This window comes from Aestuariivivens sediminis (genome assembly GCF_022662105.1).
Taxonomy (GTDB): Bacteria; Bacteroidota; Bacteroidia; order Flavobacteriales; family Flavobacteriaceae; genus Aestuariivivens; species Aestuariivivens sediminis.
The window spans coordinates 498629-523024 of the sequence record NZ_JAKMCP010000003.1 but is presented as its reverse complement, the minus strand read 5'-3'; the positions used below and the strand labels follow the sequence as shown (position 1 = coordinate 523024).

Below are 24396 nucleotides of genomic sequence, written 5' to 3'. Positions count from 1 at the left end.
ATATGCAATAAATATGGAATGGGTCATTGTGGTTTATTGATTAATAATGGAGATATTATTTATCAGATAAAACGTCGGGAGTAAATAAAAATGGATTATATTTATTAGAGTTTGTTTCAGGAGTCAAAGGGACTTAAAAATAAGTGATACAGCGGAGTATTTTTAAGATGAAGTAATGCGGAAAAAAGCATAAATTTATGCAAACCTTTGCATAGGGTTTTGGGTGTAAATAATTCAGAATATGACAATTTTGTTGTTATTTCGCTGATAAATAACTAATTTTTAATGATCAAATATGAAAAAAATTACAACTTTAATGGTAATCTTATTGGTCGCATTATCCACAATATCGTGGGCGCAAATCGAGATTACGGGTACGGTAACCGATGAAACAGGTATGCCCTTACCAGGAGCCAATGTTTTACTGGTTGGAACTTCCAGAGGTGTTGTTAGCGATTTCGATGGAAATTTTGCGATTCAGGCCGCAGAAGGAGATGTGCTAGAGATATCTTATGTTGGGATGGTTACACAACAGGTAACAATCGGCACAGAAACTAAACTAAACATTACACTCCAATCAGATGCAAGTGCCCTCGACGAGGTAGTTGTTGTAGGGTATGGAACTCAAAAACGAAAAGACGTAACCGGAGCGATCGCTTCTATAAAAAGCGAAGGCTTTAATAAAGGGGTCGTAGCGAATGCGGGACAGCTTTTGCAAGGTAAAGTAGCCGGTGTGAATATTACGGCTGCCAGTGGAGAGCCTGGAGCCGCTCAGGATGTGATAATCCGTGGTGTAGGTAGTTTACGTTCTGGAACCACACCACTTTACGTAGTAGATGGTTTTGCTCTTGATAATACGGGAATTGGTGTGTCTACCAATCCATTAAACTTTATTAACCCACAAGACATAGAAAGTATAGATGTACTTAAAGATGCCTCTGCTGCTGCTATTTATGGATCAAGAGCGGCCAATGGGGTTATTGTAATTACGACCAAAAAAGGTAAGCAAGGTAAAACACAAATGAATTTGTCGGTATCTACGGCTTTTTCAAACTTATCGAACGAAGTAGATGTCTTTGGCGCTGATGAATTTAGAACTCAGGTGAACGCCATTAACGGTGTTTTGAATGATGGCGGCGGATCGACTAATTGGCAAGATGAATTAACGAGAACGGCCGTTTCTAAGAATATAAATTTCTCAATGAGCGGAGGAACAGAAAATTCTTCATATGCGGCATCTCTAGGGCTTGACGATCAGGAAGGGATATTTAGAAACAGTAATTTAAAGCGTTATTCAGGTCGTTTAAATTTAACGCAGAGAGGTCTTAAAGATAAATTAAAGGTAGAATTCAATTTTACGGGAAGTAAAATAGACAATACCCGGCCAGATACGAATGGCATCATAAACAATATGCTGAGCATGAATCCAACCGATCCTGTTTATACTAATGGAGAGCTTACCTCAGATTTAAGTAATGATGTGGTAAACCCTTTAGTCTCAGAAAGACTCTATGGCGATTTTGCTGATAACTACAGGATTTTAGCAAATATTGCACCTTCATTAGAGATTATCGACGGACTGACTTATAGAATAAATATTGGGGTCGATTATTCGATGACGAATAGGGACATCCAGCTAAGGCCATATGCCACAGAGACCTTTATTACATTAGGTTCTTTAAATTCTTCTACGACAAAAAATCAAAATACATTAGTGGAAAACACACTAACGTATAACTATACTAAGGATTTACACAACTTCACACTTTTAGGTGGACATTCATACCAGGAGACGGAGGTATACCAAAAAGTATTTAATTTATCAGGGTTCCCTGATAATGGTGTGGAACCGAGATATCAAATTGAAACAGCTTCGGAACCAACATTGCAGTCGGCTTATGCGATAAGAAATGAATTACAATCGTTTTTTGGACGTTTGAATTATGCCTATGATAGCCGATATCTATTAACGGCAACCATTAGGGCGGATGGTTCATCAAAATTTGGTGGTAACAACAGGTATGGTTATTTCCCATCCTTTGCCTTGGGTTGGAATATTACCAATGAAGAGTTTATGGCCTCATCCGAATCCATAAACAATCTTAAATTAAGAGCAAGTTGGGGACAAACGGGTAGCCAGGAAATACCCGCAAAAATAACCAAAGCAAGTTTTACGGAAAGTATAACTGATAATGACACATACCCTTTATTATCAGGAGCGAACGACATAAGTGCTTATCCTTATGGTACAATTTACACGCGTTTGGCAAATCCTGATATTCAATGGGAAGTATCTACACAGTTTAACGTTGGTTTAGATTTTAGTCTGTTCAACAATAGATTATCCGGTACGATAGATTACTTTAATAAGGTCTCTGAGAATATTTTATTGGAAGTAACACCAACAGATCCTATCCAACCGACTGATAGATACTGGACCAATATTCCGGATATGGAAATTAAAAACAATGGTTTGGAGATGGCTCTTGATTATCAAAGCGACCAAAACGGGGATTTCTCCTATAACATAGGAGGTAATTTTTCTATAATTAAAAATGAAGTTGTAAATTCTCCATATCAAATACTAACTACAGGAGCAGCACAAGGAGCAGGACAAACCGGGGCCACCATTAATGGCGTGCTTAACGGGGAGGCTATCGGCGCCTTTTATATGTTGGAATTTGATGGAATAGGTTCGGATGGATTAAATCAATTTAGTGATAGAAATGGTGATGGCGAAATTTTAGATGACGACCGTTATGTTGCAGGGAATGCATTACCGGATTTTATCTATTCCTTCTTTCTTAACTTTAATTATAAGAAGTTTGATTTAGGGTTAAATTTTAATGGTGTAAGTGGCAATAAAATATACAACCACGTGGCAATGTCTCTCTTCAATAGAGGAAATTTGGCCAACTCCTTTAATACAACAAATAGGGCTATCGAGTACCCGAATGAGTCTGCATCCAACTCGAACACGGTTTCAGATCGTTATTTGGAAGATGGAGGCTATTTAAGATTAAACAACGCTACATTAGGGTATAGCTTAGATCCAAATGTATTAGGAATAGGAGATATGGTTAATAATATTCGTCTAACAATAACAGGACAAAATTTATTCACCATTTCAGATTATAGTGGATTTGATCCTGAACTTAATACAGGTATCCCAACAAATGATATTAAAACTTATGGTATTGATTACTACAGTTACCCTAGGAATAGAACGGTATTATTTGGTCTAAACGTAGCATTTTAATTAAAAAAAATTTAGGTAATGAAAAATAAAATAATATACACAATTCTTGCAGCCAGTTTACTTTTAAACTGGAACTGTACCGATTTAAATGAAGAAGTGCTTGATGAAAATTTGGAAGGTACCGGTCAAGCAGAAGCGATTACCGGAGCTTTAGCACCGGCCTATGGTCAGGTGTCATGGGTATGGCGTCATACCAACTATTTTGGGCTTCAGGAAATTGCCAGTGATGAAGCCATTTTGCCTTATCGCGGTGGAACCGACTGGTACGATGGCGGTAAATTCTTAGCGACGCACGCACACACCATCACACCTACCAACGATTTAGTGGGTAGCGCATGGAATGAGCTAACTAAAAACATTTCCCGAACCTTATCTGCAATCGAGGTGCTAACACCGTTGGCAGAAAATGGAAATTCAGAAGCAGCTGGAGCGTTGTATGAAATGAAAGCACTTAGAGCCTATTTAAATATGCTTATGTTAGATAGCTGGGGTCTTGTTTTTCAAAAGGAGTCCTCTGCTGAAACCTCTGTAGTACTTCGTGGTCAGGAAGCTATTAATTATATTGAAAGTGAATTACTGTCTGTGGTCGATGTAATCAATACGAACAAAGCACCGGGTCGATTGTCCCAAGCAGCAGTATGGGGCTTTTTGGCACGATTGAATTTAAATGCAGCAGTGTACCGCGACCCTTACGGAACGCCTAATTTCACAACTGCCGATATGGATAAAGTGATTCAATATACCGATAACATTATTAACTCGGGACTGTTTAGCATGTCTCCCGAATATTTTGATTTGTTCGATGATGACAACAATACTAACCCGGAGTTAATTTTTGCTTTAGATCAGCGAGGTGTATTGCGAAGAGAACACAGTCGATGGACTTATTGGTCATTACCAGGTTCCCTTTGGGGTAGACCTGAGTTTCCAAGTTCGGATGGAACAGATGGCCCTGGTATGACTCCGGATTTCTATCAAACCTGGGTAGATGCATATGGTGCTACAGATCCTGCGGATGCCGATTCCAGATTTTATAAGAAGAACCAACAAATACCGCCGGAGCTTGAAGATTTAACAGGTTTATCACCATTAAATGATGAAGATCACTATTACTGTGCATCTGCCGATGATTATGAATTTGACAGAGGTATAATTCGCGGCGTGCCATGGGGACCAAGAAAAGACCCGAACGGAGCATTTTATACCTGTGATGAAGGGTACAGGATTTACCCTGTGAAACAAATCAAAGGTAATGGTCCGGATAAAAATGTGGCCTATGTGGATTTGACTCCGCAAATTGATTTCACTAACGAAGGAAGAGCGCATCACACAGGTTACCGTTTTTCGAAATACGCTTTTAGCCGTACATCGCCAAACGCTAACAACTTTAGTAGCATAGATATCGTGTTATTACGTTACGCCGAAATATATTTGATGCGTGCCGAAGCAAAATTACGAAATGGAGATGCTGCCGGGGCTTTAGCCGATGTCAATACAGTAAGAACATCCAGAACCGCACGATCACCTATCCCTGCTGCACTTTCATCAGTGAATTTGGATGTGCTGTATAGAGAATTTGGTTTCGAATTCTATTGGGAAGGCCTAAGACGAACCAATCAGATCCGTTTTGGTCACTATGAAGATCCGTGGACAGAAAAATCGGATGCCAATCCAAATAACAGATTGTTCCCAATTCCACAGTCTGCTATAGACGGAGCTTCTAATACCCCAGGTTATCTGGAACAAAATAGTGGATATTAAGATTTGAGTTAGTTTATTATAGTTTAGTTTTAGTTTAATTGTATAACACAGGCAGATAATGAAAGTTTTCTGCCTGTGTTTTTTTATTCAAATCTATACCCTGTGGTTTCGCAAAACAACTTTAAGCAGTATTGGATGCATGTTATCAAAACAATTTGTCTACAGGGCATTTGTAAATTTAAGGGACCTTAAATAGGTTCTTTATTAGATTTTGATATCTACTATTTAGGCCTTTTTACCAATATGCGTTTATTTTGGGAGGGGTACCTGAATTTTGTTTAATTAAGGAAGGAATGTCATCGGCAAACCAAGTAGAATTTGTTTGATTATCCTAATAGTTTTAATTATATAAAGACTGTATTTCTCCGGTGTTCAAGTTAATTTCAAAATGAATGGAAGGCGCACCATGCATAAATTTATCAAGTAAAATCATCAGTTCCATCATTTTCTTGCTTAAAGTATTATCAACTGAAGTCATAGCACTCGAGTTTAAGAAAGCATGGGTAAGGCATTCGTATTGTTTTAATCTGCTGGTACCTATGTCATTAAATGCAAGTTGATCTGCACTCCTAAGTCTATAGATGTCAAATATCAAATCTTCACCAGACCAATCTTCAAACTGGTCCAGTGTTAATTTATGTTGTTTTAACATAGTTTCAATTTGTGGCCATCTATTCGAAAAACGGATATTTTCAAATAGCGTATTTTTAGAGTTTTCATCAAACGGTAAACCGCTTTCTAATTGCGAAAGCATTAATAGTTCCTTTCCTGAAAGCGATAAGAGCAGCTCGGTAAAATGAGAAGGCCATTCGGACTTTAAAAAGCGCAATCGCACTAGTTCCTTTAAATGCCAGCTCATTAATTCATGGTAGCTTTTAGAGCTCAGTATGGTATCGTTCCAAATATTTATAGTTCCGATACTTTTTAAATAATCATGTTCCTGTCTGTAGAGTTCAAAAAATGTATCATATCCAGGAACCGAATCGATAACAATGGTTTCTATTTCTGCCAGGTTATTTTCTTTTAAGGTAAGCAATTTATAGGCTGGTTTGTAAGCTGCTAGTGATGGTGTCTGTATGTTTATAAGGGTATGTCCTTCTTTGCTCGTTCGTATTCCGGTGTCATTGAGATGCATGTGACCACCAAAATGGATTCTCAAACCGGCTTGAGCAAACAATTCGGCGACATCTTCATTGGGCACCCTGTTAAGCTGCATTTTACTTCCAATTAGCAGGTTATCGATATTCGATGAGGCATCATTGTTAAAGTCAATCATCGGGTAATGACTAAAAGCAATAAGTGTTTTGCCTCTTAGCTGTGCTTCTTTAACCACTTTTTCTACCCAATCGATAAGATATTTTTTTCGATTTAGTAAATTGTTATGTCCTTCACCGGTATTACGATACTCTGAATTTAGTTCATTCAGATCTCTTTTCAGGTAGGTATTGGCGTCCAGTGCCAATAACCATAAGCCACTAATAGGTTCAACCAGATAACTGATGTCAGGAAGAGGAATATCATTTCCGGGTATTAGCCGGCTTCTGTTTTCCAATGCAGCCATTTGCTGAGCAACTTGAAAATCGTAATTATCATAATTGTAATTGGAAAATGGAGATTCCCAATATAAATTGCTTTCTTGTGGAAAAAATCCGTAATTCCCGAATAGCTTGGTCACCTCCAGATATCCTAAATTTTGAATATCTTTACTTACTATTGGGGGATAGGTCTCATTGGAAGAAGAAGTTTGTAAGGTTGAACTCGACAATATAGGTTGAGCCTTACCTCCAATGCCTAGAAAATCGACCTTGCCATCATCATGACTAAAGGGTTGTACTACGTCATGGTTCCCCGTAATCAGGTAAAAGGAAATATTGTGCAATTTTGAATACCTATCCAAAATTTCTTTTAGACCTCTTAAATGCAGCGGTTGACCATCATCCGAAAAATCACCAGGAAGCAACACGTGCTTGATATTTCTATTCACGACATCGTCCAAAGAAGCCAAAAAAGCAAAATAGTTTTCATTAAAAATTCGAGTGGAACGCAATTGAGATCCCATAGTTCTTATAAGCGCATATTTTCCATTTTTATCGTTTTTTACACCCCTGTAATTATGGTCTGAAAGTGCGCCATACACATCTTGTAAATGAACATCGGCAATAACCGCTATTTGCAGTTCTGCTTCTGGTTTTGACTCGATTTTGGAGTTGCAGGAAACGTTTATTAATAAGAATAGGAATGAGTAAAATAAAAAGCTTATGAATTTCATGCCATAAAAGATTGATTAAAAATATTTATAAGATAATCTCGGGACTTTTCTGAACTTAAAACAAGATGAGTTTACAGTCTTGAATTTTCACGTATTGATGATACTTCATTTTTAGGGATTATTTATGAAATAAAACGCACTGCCCTGAGCTTGTTTGCTCACTTGAACGTTTAACAGTTTAGCAATAGATGCTGCTATTTGGTTGGTATATATTTGTTCAGATCTTGAAACCTCTCCTAAGGATTCAATATGTTTCCCAAAAACAATTAACCATACCTCATCTGCGCCCTTAATGTCTCTTCCATGACTTCTCCAGGTGTCCAATGGTTCAGTTCCCCTGCCATGATCGGTAGTAATTATAAACGTTGTGTTGTCTTTATAAAAGGGGTCATTTTGTGTAAAATCCCATAATTCTTTAATGAAGCTATCGGTCCTATGTGCCGATTTTAAATAGGCTTCATAATTGCCATCATGGGCAAAGTCGTCTGTTTCACCAAATGCAATATAAACGAGATTGGGGTGTTCTTTTTTCATATGCTCTAATGCATAAAGGTGGGTAAACACATCTAAACGCACAGAACTCCAGGGACTATAGGTGTTTTTTTGTATTCTATTTAAATACTGTTCATTCGGTGTTAAATAAAGTCCGGATGCTACATCAAAGCCCGCATTTACGGGTATTTTGCTTCGTTCGCTATTCACAATGTATGGGAAAACGTCCCAACTCCCAAATGCCGCAACATGTCCATGGTATTCTGACGTATTGTTCACGGTTTCTAAAACTGTTGTATTAGGATTGGGTATTTTGTCGTTACTGTTTATTCGGTCGTCATCGGCAATACCACTTAATATTTCGTTGTATCCCGGGTAAGAAAACCAATGGGTGTTTGTTAAGTTCATCTTGCTATTTAGCCGTCTGTTACCGTGAATTTGCCCGAACTGGCTAACAGAGTTCCAAATAAATGGTAAAAGAGTTTCTCTTCGTTCCTTGGCAGAAGATCTCCAAAACAACTTGTTTAAATGCTCTGGTTGCGCTACATATTTTTCGTTGGAAACGAGAGTTTCATCTGCACCTGTAAAAAGTTCCTGCCATCTAAACCCGTCTAAAGTAATTAAAATGACTTTAGAGTCGTTTTCATGCTGACAATAACCTAGTGCTATTGATAAAAAGATGAAGGCAATAAGAGTGATGTGGAATTTTTTCATTGTGTCTGATTTGGAATAAAATTACGTATTATTTGTTTTTGATAATAGCCTTAAACATCTAATTTCAAATTTTAAACAAATAAAAATGGTTAATAGTTAAGTCATGATAAAAAGCCGTAAATAATCATGGTAAAAACGTCAATAAATTCCTCAAAATTTGTTTTTGAAATATGAAATGATTGAAAAATAATTTATTGAACGGGATAAGCGTCATTGCTACTCCTATGAAATTGATAATAGTTGGCAAATATCAAATCCTTGCTCATTATATCATCAGCAAGGATTTGTGGGTTTTAAGTAAGACTGCTTTATAATGGGCGAATTATTCAATGCGTCTGTAATTTTCTGCAAACATCGGATTTCCTTGTTCGTCTAATTGAATTTGTGAAAATTTATCCTCTCCCAGAATTAATCTGAATTCAAATTCTTTGTTTTCTTTAATCACGTTGTTCATCGCCTTTGAACCATAATCTAAAATTTCCGTTAAAACACTATCATTAGCAGTGTAATCACCGTATCCAAACCAATCTATAGAATCCGAAACGCGTAATCTGGACCACATGACTTTGGTAGGAGAATACATTTTAATTTGCTTGAGGGCATTTGAAGATTTTATGGTATCAATAGTACCATCACTTCTGTAGTTAAAATAGCTAACCAATTCCCATGCCCCTTGTAGAGAGTGGCTATCTTCATGGGTTTCTAGCGAGTTATCATCGTTCGCTGTTGAATTTGAATTATTTTTACAAGAAAAAATCAAAACAAGACAGAGGGTGAATACATATTTTTTCATAGTCTCAATATTATTCAATTTAAGTTAGTTTCTTACAAGTTACAAAAAAAAACTTATTCAATATTAAATACCATAACAAGCAGTTATTCTTAAATAAGAACTGTTGATAACTTATAAGTAAGGTTTTAGGCAAAAACTCTACTTTTGTGTCATTAAATGAAATATCATGTCTGAAAAAATAGAAAATGTAAAGTGTCTAATTATAGGTTCAGGCCCTGCGGGCTATACTGCAGCCATTTATGCGGCAAGGGCCAATATGAAGCCTGTTCTATACCAGGGGACGCAGCCGGGCGGTCAATTAACGACTACCAATGAGGTTGAAAATTTTCCGGGGTATCCTGACGGGATTACGGGACCAGAAATGATGATGCAGTTTCAGTCGCAGGCGGAACGTTTTGATACCGATGTGCGTGACGGATGGATTACTAAAGTGGATTTTTCCGGACCTGTACATAAAGTATGGGTTAACGATACAAAAGAGATTCATTGTGATACGGTAATTATTTCAACAGGGGCATCAGCGAAATATCTGGGATTGGAATCTGAACAGAAATATTTAAAACTAGGTGGAGGCGTTTCAGCATGTGCTGTGTGCGACGGTTTCTTTTATAGAAATCAGGAAGTGGTAATTGTTGGGGCAGGGGATTCGGCCTGTGAAGAAGCACATTACTTATCAAAATTGTGTAAAAAAGTAACCATGCTTGTGCGCAGAGATGAATTTAGAGCTTCTAAAATAATGGAAGCTAGGGTAAAAAATACCGAGAATATAGAGATTTTGTTTAATACCGAGACCAATGAGGTCCTGGGCGACGGACAGGTTGTTACAGGAGTTCGTGTGTTTAACAATAAAACCGGTGAAAAATTTGAGATTCCTGCCACAGGATTTTTTGTGGCTATAGGTCATAAACCCAATACTGATATTTTTAAGGATTATTTGGAGTTGGACGAAACGGGCTATATTATCAACAAGCCCGGAACATCCAAAACCAATGTTGAAGGCGTTTTTGTTTCTGGTGATGCGGCAGATCATGTTTATAGACAGGCAGTTACCGCCGCTGGCACCGGATGTATGGCTGCTCTCGATGCAGAACGGTATTTGGCAGCAAAAGATTCGTCGTTTGAAGTTTCAACGTCTACATATAACTAGTGTTAACTTTACTTAAAAAAATAAACCAAAGTATGGAAATGCTTTGGTTTTTTGTTTTGTAATTATTTTAAAAAGTGTTTTCTTTGAAGCCCATAAGACATCGGGATGTGGCGCAGTCCGGTTAGCGTACACGGCTGGGGGCCGTGTGGTCGCAGGTTCAAATCCTGTCATCCCGACTTTTTAAGGTTTAAAATATACAAACCTTTTAACAACAACTAAATAGCTAGACAAGGGATTTAAATGTTTCACAAGATACAACCTGTTTTTTTTACTTTTTTGGGAATAATGGGGTTAATGGTTTTCAAATAATCAATTGCGAAGACAAACCTGTATTTAAGTGAATGGGTATGTTATTCTATATAATTGATTTATATCCTTTTAAAAGTTTTTATGCAGTGGATTAGTTATTTGAGATAGGATATAATTGTTTTACTAAGTATTATTAATTTTCAATTCGATAATAACCAAAAACCCTGTAATAAACTTTATATTATTGGTTAAGGTTGTAAATAGAATAGGGGTTTAAAATTTATATATAAGACTTACAAGTTTAATATTAAGTAAATTTTTATAAGTATTTTAGAAATAATAATTGTTAACTGTATTTAATTGATTAGAAATGAACAAAAAAATCGATCAACAAGCTGCGGATAATATCAGGGCATTGGCAGCCGCCATGGTAGAGAAAGCGAATTCCGGTCACCCGGGTGGTCCCATGGGAGGCGCGGATTTTATGCATATCCTGTATTCGGAATTTTTTAATTACGATCCAACGGATAGGACATGGCCATTTAGAGATCGATTTTTTATGGATGCGGGTCATCTGTCTACCCTCATGTATGCCCAATATTATTTATTGGGTAATTACGAAAAAAACGATATTGAGAATTTCAGACAATGGGGCTCTAATACACCAGGACATCCCGAAGTTGATGTAAAACGAGGTGTAGAGAACACCTCCGGACCTTTGGGGCAAGGACATACCATGGGCGTTGGTGCGGCTATCGCAGCCAAGTTTTTACAGGCCAGGTTTGGAGAATGGATGGATCATAAAATATATGGTTTTATTTCCGATGGTGGTATACAGGAAGAAATCTCTCAAGGAGCGGGTAGAATTGCCGGTCATTTAGGCCTGAGTAATTTTATTATGTTTTTCGATTCGAATGACATTCAATTATCGACGTCTACAGATGTGGTAACCACTGAAGATACTGCGATGAAGTATCAAGCATGGGGATGGAATGTCTTGACTATTGACGGCCATGATCATGATCAAATCAGACAGGCCTTAAAACATGCTAATGCGGAAACTGAAAGACCAACCCTAATCATTGGTAAGACCATTATGGGTAAAGGTTGTGTTGCCAGCGATGGCAGTAAGTATGAGGGACACTGTGAATTGCACGGTCAGCCATTGGGGCATACAGGGGCAGATTATACCAAGACCTTATTAAACTTGGGAGCCAATCCTGAGCAGCCCTTTGATATCTTTGAGGATGTAGCTAAATGTTATGAAGGCCTAAAAAAATCGAAAACATCTCAAGCATCTGAAAAGAAGAACCAAATAAAGGCGTGGCAAAAATCAAATCCTGAACTGGCCAAAAAACTGGATCTTTTTCTTTCCGGTGACCTACCGAGTTTAGACTTTGCCTCAATAGAACACAAGCCGGGATTAGCCACACGAGCAGCGTCTTCGAATGTTTTGGGGTATTTGGCCGACCATGTTGAGAATATGATTGTGTCTTCTGCCGATTTATCCAATAGTGATAAGACAGATGGCTTTTTAAAGAAAACCTCAGCCTTACGCAAAGGGGATTTTAGTGGTTCATTTTTACAAGCCGGTGTAGCCGAGTTAACGATGGCCGCCATAGCCAATGGGATCGCCTTGCACGGTGGAGTAATTCCCGTGGTAGCGACGTTCTTTGTATTTTCAGATTATATGAAACCGGCCATTCGGTTGAGTTGTATCCAGGAGCTTCCGGTTAAGTATGTCTGGACCCATGATGCTTTTAGGGTAGGAGAAGACGGCCCGACGCATCAACCGATAGAGCAGGAAGCCCAATTGCGTTTATTGGAAAAATTGAAGAACCATAGTGGTCATAACAGTTTCCTGGCCTTAAGACCTGCGGATTCAGCAGAAACCTCAGTGGCTTGGAAGATGGCCCTGGAAAATAATAAGACACCTTCAGGTCTCATCTTATCACGACAAAATATTAAGGATATTCCGGCGGTTACCGGGTCGCGCTATCAAGACGCTGAAGCATCGGAAAAGGGAGGCTATTTAGTGAAGCAAATTGAAAATCCCGATGTGGTGCTCATAGCCAATGGCTCTGAAGTGTCAACATTGGTGGAGGCAGCGTCCATTTTAGAGGAGGATGGTTTAAAAGTGAGTATAGCATCCATTATCTCAGAAGGCCTGTTTAGATCACAACCGAAATCTTATCAAGAAAGCATAATTCCCAATGATGTTCCATTATTTGGTTTAACCGCTGGGTTGCCTATTAATTTAGAAGGGCTAGTGGGTGTGAACGGAAAAGTATTTGGTTTGGATCATTTTGGATATTCAGCGCCGGCATCTGTACTGGATGAGAAATTCGGATTCACTGGTAAAAAAGTGAGTGAAGAAGTCAAACAATTCATAGGAAAAACGGCTCTAATAAATTAAAAACATGAAATTTTTTATAGATACGGCAAATCTAAATGAGATTGCCGAGGCCCAGGCCTTGGGTGTTTTGGATGGCGTTACAACGAATCCATCCTTAATGGCCAAAGAAGGCATTACAGGAGCTGAAAACATTTTGGCCCATTACAAAAAAATATGTGATATCGTTGAAGGTGACGTAAGTGCTGAGGTCATAGCAACCGATTTTGAAGGCATGGTAAGAGAAGGGGAGCAATTAGCGTCTCTACATCCACAAATCGTTGTAAAAGTTCCTCTAATTGCGAACGGTATCAAGGCTTGTAAATACTTTTCAGATAAGGGTATTAAAACCAATGTGACCCTGGTGTTCTCTCCGGGTCAGGCCCTGTTGGCAGCGAAAGCCGGAGCTACCTATGTATCCCCATTCCTTGGAAGATTGGATGATATATCCACAGATGGCTTACATCTTATTGCAGAAATAAGACAAATTTATGACAACTATGGCTTTGAAACACAAATCTTATCGGCTTCTATACGACACACCATGCATGTGATTGACTGTGCAAAAATAGGTAGTGATGTGATGACAGGCCCGTTATCTTCCATCATGGGACTATTGAAACACCCGTTAACCGATATCGGATTGGCAAAGTTCTTAGAGGACTTTAAAAAAGGAAATTAGAATACGATAACTTCAAGTAAAAATGGTTGCCTTGTTTGGCGTCGTATTTTTTCCGATCAAACCTATAAAGATATGATCCCTTAGTAGAAGAGGTCATATCTTTTTCTTTTAACTTAATTAAGGATATCCATCGATTTTATTTTATTGATAAAGTTTATCTCATCCAATACTTTATCTAAAATTCCTTTGAAACAATAAAATCTTCAAATTGTCATCATCAAAGCCAAAAATAATACAATCTACAGCAAGGAAGACTTTATCTTTTGGAATATACACTTATTTGTATTATAATCTATGATGGAAACGGTAATTTAAATGGGTCTGGAACTTATTTAATGCTATTGAATAAAAGGATATATTGACCAATTCTAACAAAAAATACGCGAATTTATACAAATCTTTAAGAAAACTGTTGCAGGTTCTTATGGTGATTGCAGTTCATTGGTCTAGTGCTCAAAAAGAGTCTTCCTATTGGTATTTTGGTAATGCAGCTGGTTTACATTTTAATAAGAGTGATGCTGAAGTTGTTTTGAACGGTGCTTTAGTAACCAATGAAGGTTGTGCCACCATATCAAATAATAAAGGGGAACTGTTATTCTATACCGATGGAATTACGGTTTGGGATAGAAGGCATCACATAATGTCCAATGGGACAGGTCTATTGGGGCATTCATCCAGTACGCAATCTGCTATCATTGTGCCACAACCAAACTCTAATTCTATTTATTACATCTTTACGGTCACCAATGTAGGCAACCCGAATGGGTTGAGATATACTGAAGTCGACCTTAGTTTAAATAATGGCTTGGGAGCGGTTACAACGAATAAAAATGTTCCCTTGTATACCCCTTGTTCTGAAAAAATTACCGCTGTACATCATTCCAATGGCAAGGATTTTTGGGTAATTTCCCATGCGTGGAACAGTAATGAGTTTTTAGTATTTAGTGTTAGCGATAATGGGGTAAACACAACACCCATGAAAATAGCGACAGGTAGCTATCATGGAGGCCATGGAAATAACAGCCCTGGGTACTTGAAGGTATCTCCGGATGGTACTAAACTGGCAATAGCTAAATGGTATACAGATAGTTTTGTGGAGCTCTTCAATTTTGACACCCGCACGGGTGCTATTACAGATCCTATTTTAATTAATGGTGTTTTTGATAATGATGGTAGAAGTGGTGCTTATGGCTTGGAATTTTCTCCAAATGGCAATCTACTCTATGTTTCAGATTTCAATTTGGCAAAAGTCTCAAGCAAGTTACACCAATTTGATGTAAGCAATTATGACAAAGACAGCATTTTAAGTTCAGATATCCTTATTTATTCTGGACCGAATTTATTGTCGGCAATACAATTGGCCCTGGATGGTAGAATATATATATCTAATAGTTACACTTCATTTTTGGATGTTATAGATAACCCTAATGTACGGGGAATTGGATGTGAGCACCGAAGTCAGGTGATCAATTTAGGGGATCGAATTACAGTTTTTGGACTACCGTCCTTTATACAATCCTATTTTGTTGGGAGTATTGAAGCCGATAATATTTGCCTGGGGAATGCCGGTCAATTTAAATTAGAGATTAATCAACCAATTGACAGCATCACCTGGGAACTGGGGGATGGACAAATGGAAAATTCTTCCGAAGCCTCCTTGGAGTATTTGTATAAAACTCCGGGAGTATATGAGGTTAATGCGAAGGTAATATCTGGCCATAACACCTATTATTTAAATCAAACTATTGTGGTGTATGACAATCCATCCATTGATATCAACACAGATTGGTTTATATGTGATCAAGAACCGGTAATACTGTATTTAAATTCGAGTCACGATGGCTATTTGTGGTCGACTGGCGAAACTACTAGTGTCATTGAAATCAAACATGCAGGAACGTATGGTGTTACGGTATTTAACAACACTGCAGACCCATCAATCGTCTGTGAGGATACCGTAGAAATTGAGGTTTTTGAATCTGGCCTGGCAGTCATCAATAATATTGAAATTAAGGATTGGACATTTCAGAGTAATTCCATTAGCGTGCATGCTCAGGGTAATGGAGTTTATGAGTACTCCATAGATAATCTGTTTTATCAGGACCAAAATACTTTTAATGATTTACTTCCGGGCGACTATGTTGTTTATGTAAGAGATAAGAAAGGATGTGGTATTGTTGAAAAGAAGGTTTATATAATGAATTACCCAAAGTTTTTTACACCCAATGGGGACGGTAAAAATGATTATTGGCAAATTCAAGGATTGAGCACTTTACAGGCTGATAGCAAAATCTATATTTATGATCGGTATGGTAAGCTATTAAAACAATTATACCCTTTATCTATGGGCTGGGATGGGACCTTCCATGGAGCCATGCTACCCACCAGCGATTATTGGTTTCACGTGGAATTGGCAGACGGAAGATCCTTTAAAGGCCATTTCACCTTGAAGCGATAGCGCAGGAGTAATTCTGAAAAAGTAAATTAAACGGTTCTTTAAGCCTTCAATAATTGCAAATGTAATCGATGGATTTTGTTAAGCGGTACAGTTTAAAACAAAAACTTAATATAGCTTAGCTTCGAGACAACATTAATATGTTATTTTTGTCACTTGATTTTTTACTATGAAATTATCACAGATTAAATTAGTTGTTTCAGATATGGATGGGACTTTACTCAATCCAAAGGGTGAGGTGAGTACACGCTTTTTTAACCAGTTTATGGAATTAAGAAAGAAAAATATTCATTTCGTAGTGGCCAGTGGGAGACAATATCAAAGTATTTTGGAAAAACTGCATCCCATAAAAGATCAGTTATCCATAATTGCCGAAAACGGTAGCATGATAAAATACAAGAATACCGAACAGATTTTGTTTAAACTAACCCAATATGAAGTCCTAAAGGCTATTACCATTTTAAGGGCAGTTAAAGGAAGTTATATTGTTCTGTGTGGAAGAAAATCGGCCTATATTGAGACGGATAATCCTGGTTTTATATCTAAATTAAGTAATTATTATACCGCTTATAACATTGTTAACGATTTGACCCAGGTTGTTGATGATGACTTCTTAAAAATTGCAGTGTATCATTTTGAATCTACAGAGGAACAGGTGTTGCCTTTTTTAATGGAATTGTCCAATGAATTAAAGGTGGTGGTTTCCGGTCAAAATTGGTTGGACATATCACATCCGGAGGTCGATAAAAGTTATGCCTTAGGATTAGTTCAGAAAGAGATGGGAATTCGTCATGAAGAAACCATGGTATTTGGCGATTATAATAACGACTTGAACATGATGCAGTTGGGTTATTTTAGTTTTGCCATGGAAAATGCGCATAAAGACGTAAAAAAAATATCGCGTTATACAACCAATAGTAATGCCGAAGAAGGCGTTGAAGAAATCCTTGAAAAAGTGCTGCAAAACCAAAAAACGATATAGAATTAGTCTGCTCCGATATAGAATGTAAAAATCATCTTCTTGGATAATTTGAGGGAAGGAAATATGGGCAAGGGAAATATTCAGACATAATTCCTAATTCATACCAGTGACAACATCAAAACCTTTTATCAAAAGCGACCTTTTAAGTCAGTAAAGGGATTGAAATTCAAAATTTAATAGGTGGAAGATGACCTCCTGGTTATCCCAAATAATAAGAACAGCAAACTTTCCATTTTATCACCAACCGTTTGGCGTAATATAGAAAACGCTTTAGTGATATGGGCTTCCACTGATTTAATGGAAACATCAAGATATTCAGCAATTTCCATATTAGTAAGACCTTCCTTTTTACTGAGTAAAAAGGTTTGTTTGCATTTCGGGGGCAAATGTTCAATTTCTTGCTTCACAAGGGTGATAAGTCGCTCCAAGGAGTTTTCGTCTTCCGTGTCTACAACATGGTTTAAAGCATCAATATACTCCTTTTCCAAGGCTATTACGGTTTTCTTTTTTCTATATTGGTCAATAAACTCATTGTAAACGGATTTGTATAAATAACTCTTAATAGAAAATAGATCTTTTAATTTTACTCGATTCTTCCAAAGATAAACAAAAACATTTTGGACGATATCTTCTGATATGTCATAGTCATTAGTAAGGCCATAAGCATAAACACAAAGTTTATGGTGATATTGATTTAATAAATAACTATAAGCTTTTGATTCTCCATTTTTTAACGATTGTATCAATTCAACATCATTATTGTATACAACTTTCATATCGAAATCAATAAAATTAGACATCAATTATTGCAAAACTAAAAAAAAACTTATCAAAAAAGTTAGGGTTTTTCGTTTTTGCTTCGCTTTAGTTGAAAAGATTATAATTGAATGTCGTCAAAAAAAATACAAAGAGTAATAGTTAAATACTGCATAAATCAGGCTTCATCATCTGAATTAGATGAATTATATCTTTGGGTAAAGGAAAAGGAGAATAAAGCAGAGTTTATCAATTATGTTAAAACCAATTATTTAATTGACTATAATTTGAAAAGCTTTAATTCCGGTAGAACGGAGCATGAACTTAATAAACTGATCGAAAGTGAAAAAAGAGTGGTTAGGTTAAGACACGTGCAAAGAATGTCCAAATATGCAGCGGCCATTATTATTGGAGTATTGACAACGGTTTATTTCTTAAAAGACAATATATTTCATTCATCCGGGGATGATACAATTAATCCGGAACTGGTAAATACCCATGTAATTGAACCGGGAACAGATAAAGCCACTTTAACATTGGAAGACGGATCCCAAATTGCCTTACAGAAAGGGACCTCTCTAAAAACATTTTATGCAACAAGTGATGGTGAGCAGTTAGTTTATGAATCCAATCAGAAAAGAACTAAAGAATTAGTATATAATTACTTAACAGTACCCAGAGGAGGACAATTTTTTATAGTACTGGCCGACGGGACAAAGGTCTGGTTGAATTCAGAATCCCAATTAAAATATCCGGTTAGCTTTATTGAAGAACAAGACAGACAGGTAGAATTGGTCTATGGTGAAGCCTATTTTGATGTAACCCCAAGTGAGGAACACAACGGATCTAAGTTCAAAGTCCTCAATAATGCACAGGAAGTTCAGGTGATGGGAACGGAATTTAATATAAAAGCTTATAAAGACGACATTTCCATTTACACTACCTTGGTGGAGGGAAGAGTTTCCATACATTCTTCAGGGCAAAATAGGGTATTAAAGCCCGGGGAGCAAGCCATTTTAAACTCAAGTAATAATGAAATGAGTGTTGCATTAGTTAATGTGAACAATGAAATTTTATGGAAAAATGGCATTTTCAGTTTTGATAAAAAGCCATTACGGGATATCATGAAAACCATTTCGAGGTGGTATGATGTGGATGTGATTTATGAAAATAAACAATTAGAGACTATAACGTTTTCCGGCGTATTGGGAAAAAATCAGAACATTGAAGGAATATTTACCACATTAAAAACATTAAGTACAATTAAAAATTATGAAATAAGTAATAAAACAATAACCTTAAAGTAAAAAATGGGGAATAAAGGTTTACCTGATAAGTATTGCGCTTTATTCCCTTTGGAGTCATTAATTAATAAATAAAAACTAACTAATAACAAGGCAAATTTATGGAGTTAAAATGTAAACATGTTCTTTGTTTTTTTAGAAGGAAATGGCTAATTATTATCATGTGTACCTTTATTATATTATGTTGTTTGACCGCTTTTAGCTTCTCACCAAACAATTTACTATCTCAAAATGCAAAGGGCAAGATTGATATTGACCAATCATTGACGGGTGAAGAGATCTTTAAATTGATAAAAGAACAAACAGCATATAAGTTTATTTATCAAGATGGGTTATTTGATGGCTTTACAAAGATAGAGGTAAAAAAGGGCAATATTAATGCAAATCAGTTATCCGAGAGAAGTCTTTCCAGTGGTAAATTTAGTGTAAAATTCACGGCTAATAATACCATTTTAGTTAGAAATAACGACTCGCTAAAGGTTGGACAACAAGCCGAAGTATCTGGTGTAATATCAGATGAGTCCGGGATGCCTTTAGCAGGGGCATCTGTAATCGAGAAAGGAACAAAAAATGGAACTCAATCTGACTTTATCTGCAGTTTTTTTCTAAACATGTCGAGACCTAATGCCACTTTAATCATCTCTTTTATATGAATAAGTTTTACCAATTAATAAGGGCACAAATACCGCAGATCAAATTATCATTAAGGGATATAATAAACCCCTTAGTAATGTTAAACAAAATTTTGGGTTCTAAATGGATTCCGTGCTGTACATGCTAATTATCAACTCGGTGAGGATAAATATCAGGAATGCTTTATTGAGGTATTACAAAACTCTTTTGATGCTGTTGAATTTAGGTTTTCATCTGATCCCTATCCGGAAGTTGAAAAGTTAATTGAATTTCAAAGAGTGAGTACACGTGTTTGGGTCAACGTGCTTTGGCCTGATCATAATAAGGGACATCATGATGACCGGGCCTTAAAAGAGCCTGATGCTGCATTTGGGAGATTGATTTCAAAAGGGATTAATATCATTCAGACCGAATGTCCAAAATTATTGTTAGAATATTTAAGAAGTAAAAACCTTCATGATTAAAGATCACAGAATAAAAACATTAATTCAATGCTGGGTAATTTTAGTATTTGGTTAATTTAAGTTAGTTCAGTTGTTGAAAGGGAAGGCATGGCATTATGCCATGCCATTACCTTTTTTAAAAAATCAGACATTGAATTATTGTCAACTTTTATAGATAGTTCAGATAATTTGAATAATTAATAGTCTATAAAAGGATTGTTTCCACAAAAATAGGGTTGCCAACCATAGATAACTTTAATCGAACATCTAGCCAGGTAAAATATACGGGTCCAAATAAATAAAATAGTTCATGATCAAATATTTTAAGAAATCAAATCCTAAGCAAAATCTAATCTTGGATGTAGAGCAAGACGAATTCTATAAAAAACTAAAATGGGAGGTTTTTCTATCCGCTACCTTAGGTTACGGATTATACTATGTATGTCGAATGAGTCTAAATGTAATTAAAAAGCCCATTGTAGACACTGGAGTATTGACAGAATCTGAGTTGGGTTTAATAGGATCAGCTTTATTTTTCACCTATGCCATTGGTAAACTCACTAATGGGTTTTTGGTCGATCACAGTAATATAAGACGATTCATGTCTGCAGGGCTATTAATATCTGCTTTAGCTAACTTAATTATGGGCTTTACTAGTACTTTTATATTTTTTGCGATGTGCTGGGGGATAAATGGTTGGGTACAATCCATGGGGGCGCCATCCTGTATCGTGTCGCTTTCACGCTGGTATAAAGACAAAGAACGTGGGAGTTTTTATGGGTTTTGGAGTACCAGTCATAATATAGGTGAAGCTTTTACATATATATTAACTGCTGTGATTGTATCTTATCTTGGGTGGCAATGGGGCTTTAGAGCAGCAGCTTTGGTTGGATTGTTTGGAGCGTTAATTATTTCTGTTTTCTTTCATGATACCCCTGAGAGCATGGGGCTTTCGCCAGTTAATGAAGATTTTAAAAAGGATAATTTATCGACTTGGCAAGAACAAAAAGGTGTCTTAAAGAACCCTTACGTTTGGATCTTGGCATTATCCAGTGCCTTTATGTATATTTCAAGATACGCTGTAAACAGTTGGGGCCCATATTATTTTGAAACGGCGAAAGGCTATACATTAACACAGGCAAATTCGCTCGTTGCAATTAGTGCCATATGTGGTATTCTGGGCACCGCATCATCAGGTTTTGTATCAGATAGATTTTTTAAGGGTAGGAGAAAAGCCCCTGCCTTCATTTTTGGATTGATGAACGTGATAGGGATATCACTTTTTTTATTAGGGCCCAAAAATATGTGGTGGTTGGATGCTTTAAGCATGATTATTTTTGGGTTAGCAATAGGTGCTTTAATATGTTACCTTGGAGGTTTAATGGCTATTGATATGGCCTCTAAGAAGGCATCAGGAGCAGCTTTGGGAGTGGTAGGTATAATGCGCTATATGGCTGCAGGGATTCAAGATATTGCCAGTGGGTATTTAATTGAAAACAATAAATCCGTAATCCAGGGAAATACGGTATACAATTTTAATGGCATAACCATCTTTTGGATCGGAGCAGCCATAACATCAACACTATTGGCATTATTAACATGGAAGAAAACCTAATGGAAAAAAACAGGATAAAGTCAACTTTAAAAATGGATAAAACATTGACTTTATTGGTTAAATTTAGAGTGACAGATGAGTTAAGTTTTCTGTCGAAAAGTGCATTTAATGATAACAAATTGTTTTTTTCTTGTATATTTAATTTGATTAGTACCATAGAAAAGTCATTTCCAAGAATAGAAATTAACAAGCAAGAATTGATAAATCTAGGAAGGGAATTGTCAAACACATTTGAATGCACATGTAACAATAAGAATAAGTTTAAAGAGGAGGACGAATTACCGTTTTCCATTCCAATTAAATTTATCCATTCAGAATTTACCCAACTTAAACCCAATACGGGAAAAGAGACACTGTTTACTGAGGATGCCATCCAAAATGATTTACAATGGATTGCGTTAGTTGAAATGGCTGTGCATGACAAAATCATTCGAAATGGTAAAACCTGGAAAACAATTGCAGAGGATTTAAATATGCCACAAAAAAAATTAAGATGTCGTGTAAAAAATATTGTGGGATTGTCTTTAATTGGATTTCAAAATAAAATTCAATTGGAATTGGCACGTGATCTGTTAGCAAAGAATGAAGATGTTTCCATTGCTGAAATCGCCTACATTGTAGGGTTTAGGGATTCAAAATATTTCTCCAAAAAATTTAAAAAACACTATGGGTTGCTTCCCAGCGAATACCGAGATAAATTATACAAATAGGGTTGGTTCAATAGGATCGTTTTACCTTCAAGAAACACACCGATAATATTCACCGATATCACTAAAATTTCCTACCTGTAAGCCTTGTTTTTCACACCTATAAAGTTTTATTAAAAATTTGATAAACAGTAAGTTAGTCTTGATTGAGATGCGTATATCGTTAACGTGTTTTAACACTTTTAAATAGTTACTAAATCAGACTAATTATGAAAAAAGAAATTACATTTTTAACAATTTTATGTGGGGCTATTGTTTATGCCCAAAGCTTTACATTAATTGGTGGTACCCCATTCAAAGGCACCACAGACGGATCAGCTCACCTGGTGGACATAGATGGCGACGGGGACCTGGATTTTTTCAATACAGGAGATCAGGGAGGCTCTGGATTTCAGGGGATAGCAGAGCTGTTCACTAATGATGGCTCAGGTAATTTTACTCTAGTAGCAGAGACACCCTTTAAAGGTGTGGAAAATGTGGGGTCTGAATTTGCGGATATCGAGGGGGATGGTGATATGGATTTAATCTTGACCGGAAGTATTTCAGGCGGTAGGATAGCAGAATTATGGCTTAATGACGGGACAGGAGCTTTTATCTTGGATGCCTCCCAGCCCTTTAAGGATGTTAGTGTTGGCGATGTCATCATTGAGGATTTGGATAACGATGGTGATTTAGATGTAATCCTTTCCGGATATAATACTGCAGCCGCAGCTAGGATAACAGAGGTTTATAAGAATAACGGTGCAAATCCGGCGGTATTCACTTTGCTTACAGCCAGCCCGGCATTCGATTTGGCGAACGAGGGCGATGTTGATGTTGCCGATGTAGATGGTGATGGAGATTTAGATTTGTTGATCACAGGAGATACAGGGCCCAGTGAGTTAACGAGTTTATATTTAAACGACGGAACGGGTGTTTTTGTAAAGGATATCGCGGCTTCTGCCATATTCACAGATATGAGGGATAGTGATGCTGATTTTGCAGATGTTGATGGTGATGGCGACCAGGATCTTTTAATAAATGGACGTTTTGGGACCTCAGACAGGGTGGCCGAGTTATATTTAAATGATGGGACGGGAACCTTTACATTAGATGCCACTCAACCATTTATTGGTGGCAATGCCGGAACTGTAAATTTTTTTGATACCGACAACGATGGTGATATGGATGTCATTATTTCTGGTTATGAGAATTCAACACCTAAAAGAAATACCAGGTTGTACAGCAATGACGGGTTGGGTAATTTTAGAGAAGAGTCATCAGAGAGTATAACGGGCATTAATAATGCAGATATAGCCATTGGAGATGTGGATGGTAATGGTACAGAGGATATCATAATTTTAGGCTATTCCAACACACGAATTGCGGAAATGTATGTAAACAGTGGGGCACTGTTAAGTGTGGACCGGGCCGAACTGCTGGAAGGACTAGAAATCTATCCCAATCCAACAACGGAACAATTGCATGTATCTTCGAAAGAACATAAGATGGTAAGCATGCAATTATTCGATATGCTTGGTAAACCTGTGAAAAATATTAAAGAAAAGGATTCAATACTGGACCTGTCAACACTTCCTGCAGGTATTTATGTGCTTAAAATGGAATTTGAAACCGCATCGGTAGTCCAAAGGATTATTAAAGAATAATCAAAAAATAGATACAGGACTCAATGCGGATGAATATAGTTTTAAATGGTTTAACAATGGTACTATAATTTCAAACGAATCGTCAAACACAATCTCT

The 24396-nt window shown here is 36.9% G+C and carries 17 protein-coding genes and 1 tRNA gene; 14 read left to right on the top strand and 4 right to left on the bottom strand.

Features of this window, described 5'->3' with window-relative positions:
• Positions 1 to 295: 295 nt before the first annotated feature.
• Together MR054_RS10345 and MR054_RS10340 are read left to right on the top strand one after the other, a co-directional pair.
• Positions 296 to 3259: a SusC/RagA family TonB-linked outer membrane protein gene (locus tag MR054_RS10345; RefSeq protein WP_242157801.1), complete on the top strand. Its 2964-nt coding sequence runs from the start codon at positions 296 to 298 to the stop codon at positions 3257 to 3259.
• A gap of 18 nt (positions 3260 to 3277) precedes the next feature.
• Positions 3278 to 5020 carry a RagB/SusD family nutrient uptake outer membrane protein gene (locus MR054_RS10340; RefSeq protein ID WP_242157800.1) on the top strand — a complete coding sequence of 581 codons (1743 nt, stop codon included), beginning with the start codon at positions 3278 to 3280 and terminating at the stop codon, positions 5018 to 5020.
• A 340-nt stretch (positions 5021 to 5360) separates the two neighbouring features.
• On the opposite strand, the gene MR054_RS10335 is transcribed toward MR054_RS10340, so the two are convergent.
• The 3 genes from MR054_RS10335 to MR054_RS10325 all read right to left on the bottom strand — a co-directional run bounded on the left by MR054_RS10335 (position 5361) and on the right by MR054_RS10325 (position 9288).
• A complete protein-coding gene (locus MR054_RS10335) occupies positions 5361 to 7289 on the bottom strand; it encodes a metallophosphoesterase family protein (RefSeq protein ID WP_242157799.1) in 1929 nt (642 codons plus the stop codon).
• 111 nt (positions 7290 to 7400) lie between these two features.
• Positions 7401 to 8495 (bottom strand): alkaline phosphatase family protein, encoded by a 1095-nt coding sequence (locus MR054_RS10330; RefSeq protein ID WP_242157798.1) that lies wholly within the window; start codon positions 8493 to 8495, stop codon positions 7401 to 7403.
• A 322-nt stretch (positions 8496 to 8817) separates the two neighbouring features.
• Positions 8818 to 9288 (bottom strand): hypothetical protein, encoded by a 471-nt coding sequence (locus MR054_RS10325; RefSeq protein ID WP_242085250.1) that lies wholly within the window; start codon positions 9286 to 9288, stop codon positions 8818 to 8820.
• Between the two features lie 166 nt (positions 9289 to 9454).
• Here MR054_RS10325 and trxB point away from each other — a divergent pair, with 166 nt between their 5' ends.
• The 6 genes from trxB to MR054_RS10295 all read left to right on the top strand — a co-directional run bounded on the left by trxB (position 9455) and on the right by MR054_RS10295 (position 17195).
• Positions 9455 to 10435, top strand: coding sequence for a thioredoxin-disulfide reductase (trxB, locus tag MR054_RS10320; RefSeq protein ID WP_242085249.1), 981 nt, complete (start codon positions 9455 to 9457; stop codon positions 10433 to 10435).
• Between the two features lie 101 nt (positions 10436 to 10536).
• Positions 10537 to 10611, top strand: a tRNA-Pro gene (locus tag MR054_RS10315).
• Positions 10612 to 11054: 443 nt separating this feature from the next.
• On the top strand, positions 11055 to 13100 hold the full coding sequence (locus tag MR054_RS10310; RefSeq protein WP_242157797.1) for a transketolase family protein: 2046 nt from the start codon (positions 11055 to 11057) through the stop codon (positions 13098 to 13100).
• A gap of 4 nt (positions 13101 to 13104) precedes the next feature.
• On the top strand, positions 13105 to 13758 hold the full coding sequence (fsa, locus tag MR054_RS10305; protein ID WP_242157796.1) for a fructose-6-phosphate aldolase: 654 nt from the start codon (positions 13105 to 13107) through the stop codon (positions 13756 to 13758).
• Positions 13759 to 14182: 424 nt separating this feature from the next.
• Entirely contained in the window at positions 14183 to 16216 is a 2034-nt protein-coding gene (locus MR054_RS10300; RefSeq protein WP_242157795.1) for a T9SS type B sorting domain-containing protein, read from the top strand.
• 166 nt (positions 16217 to 16382) lie between these two features.
• On the top strand, positions 16383 to 17195 hold the full coding sequence (locus tag MR054_RS10295; protein ID WP_242157794.1) for an HAD family hydrolase: 813 nt from the start codon (positions 16383 to 16385) through the stop codon (positions 17193 to 17195).
• Between the two features lie 173 nt (positions 17196 to 17368).
• On the opposite strand, the gene MR054_RS10290 is transcribed toward MR054_RS10295, so the two are convergent.
• A complete protein-coding gene (locus MR054_RS10290) occupies positions 17369 to 17971 on the bottom strand; it encodes an RNA polymerase sigma factor (RefSeq protein WP_242157793.1) in 603 nt (200 codons plus the stop codon).
• Between the two features lie 111 nt (positions 17972 to 18082).
• Here MR054_RS10290 and MR054_RS10285 point away from each other — a divergent pair, with 111 nt between their 5' ends.
• From MR054_RS10285 to MR054_RS10260, 6 genes are all read left to right on the top strand, one after another.
• Positions 18083 to 19258: a FecR family protein gene (locus tag MR054_RS10285; RefSeq protein ID WP_242157792.1), complete on the top strand. Its 1176-nt coding sequence runs from the start codon at positions 18083 to 18085 to the stop codon at positions 19256 to 19258.
• Between the two features lie 185 nt (positions 19259 to 19443).
• Positions 19444 to 19908 (top strand): carboxypeptidase-like regulatory domain-containing protein, encoded by a 465-nt coding sequence (locus tag MR054_RS10280; RefSeq protein ID WP_242157791.1) that lies wholly within the window; start codon positions 19444 to 19446, stop codon positions 19906 to 19908.
• Between the two features lie 165 nt (positions 19909 to 20073).
• The gene (locus MR054_RS10275) at positions 20074 to 20352 is read left to right on the top strand and encodes a DUF4996 domain-containing protein (RefSeq protein ID WP_242158001.1); all 279 of its coding nucleotides are present in this window, start codon (positions 20074 to 20076) and stop codon (positions 20350 to 20352) included.
• 289 nt (positions 20353 to 20641) lie between these two features.
• Positions 20642 to 21946 (top strand): MFS transporter, encoded by a 1305-nt coding sequence (locus MR054_RS10270; RefSeq protein WP_242157790.1) that lies wholly within the window; start codon positions 20642 to 20644, stop codon positions 21944 to 21946.
• Positions 21947 to 21978: 32 nt separating this feature from the next.
• The gene (locus tag MR054_RS16705) at positions 21979 to 22656 is read left to right on the top strand and encodes a helix-turn-helix domain-containing protein (protein WP_276520166.1); all 678 of its coding nucleotides are present in this window, start codon (positions 21979 to 21981) and stop codon (positions 22654 to 22656) included.
• A gap of 206 nt (positions 22657 to 22862) precedes the next feature.
• The gene (locus tag MR054_RS10260) at positions 22863 to 24299 is read left to right on the top strand and encodes a T9SS type A sorting domain-containing protein (protein WP_242157789.1); all 1437 of its coding nucleotides are present in this window, start codon (positions 22863 to 22865) and stop codon (positions 24297 to 24299) included.
• The last annotated feature ends 97 nt before the right edge of the window (positions 24300 to 24396 follow it).

What these genes read in the sequence shown, in the direction of transcription:
- MR054_RS10345 (WP_242157801.1), top strand. Translation starts at nt 296, where the DNA reads ATGAAAAAAATTACAACTTTAATGGTAATCTTATTGGTCGCATTATCC.
- MR054_RS10340 (WP_242157800.1), top strand. Translation starts at nt 3,278, where the DNA reads ATGAAAAATAAAATAATATACACAATTCTTGCAGCCAGTTTACTTTTA.
- MR054_RS10335 (WP_242157799.1), bottom strand. Translation starts at nt 7,289, where the DNA reads ATGAAATTCATAAGCTTTTTATTTTACTCATTCCTATTCTTATTAATA.
- MR054_RS10330 (WP_242157798.1), bottom strand. Translation starts at nt 8,495, where the DNA reads ATGAAAAAATTCCACATCACTCTTATTGCCTTCATCTTTTTATCAATA.
- MR054_RS10325 (WP_242085250.1), bottom strand. Translation starts at nt 9,288, where the DNA reads ATGAAAAAATATGTATTCACCCTCTGTCTTGTTTTGATTTTTTCTTGT.
- trxB (WP_242085249.1), top strand. Translation starts at nt 9,455, where the DNA reads ATGTCTGAAAAAATAGAAAATGTAAAGTGTCTAATTATAGGTTCAGGC.
- MR054_RS10310 (WP_242157797.1), top strand. Translation starts at nt 11,055, where the DNA reads ATGAACAAAAAAATCGATCAACAAGCTGCGGATAATATCAGGGCATTG.
- fsa (WP_242157796.1), top strand. Translation starts at nt 13,105, where the DNA reads ATGAAATTTTTTATAGATACGGCAAATCTAAATGAGATTGCCGAGGCC.
- MR054_RS10300 (WP_242157795.1), top strand. Translation starts at nt 14,183, where the DNA reads ATGGTGATTGCAGTTCATTGGTCTAGTGCTCAAAAAGAGTCTTCCTAT.
- MR054_RS10295 (WP_242157794.1), top strand. Translation starts at nt 16,383, where the DNA reads ATGAAATTATCACAGATTAAATTAGTTGTTTCAGATATGGATGGGACT.
- MR054_RS10290 (WP_242157793.1), bottom strand. Translation starts at nt 17,971, where the DNA reads ATGAAAGTTGTATACAATAATGATGTTGAATTGATACAATCGTTAAAA.
- MR054_RS10285 (WP_242157792.1), top strand. Translation starts at nt 18,083, where the DNA reads ATGTCGTCAAAAAAAATACAAAGAGTAATAGTTAAATACTGCATAAAT.
- MR054_RS10270 (WP_242157790.1), top strand. Translation starts at nt 20,642, where the DNA reads ATGATCAAATATTTTAAGAAATCAAATCCTAAGCAAAATCTAATCTTG.
- MR054_RS16705 (WP_276520166.1), top strand. Translation starts at nt 21,979, where the DNA reads ATGGATAAAACATTGACTTTATTGGTTAAATTTAGAGTGACAGATGAG.
- MR054_RS10260 (WP_242157789.1), top strand. Translation starts at nt 22,863, where the DNA reads ATGAAAAAAGAAATTACATTTTTAACAATTTTATGTGGGGCTATTGTT.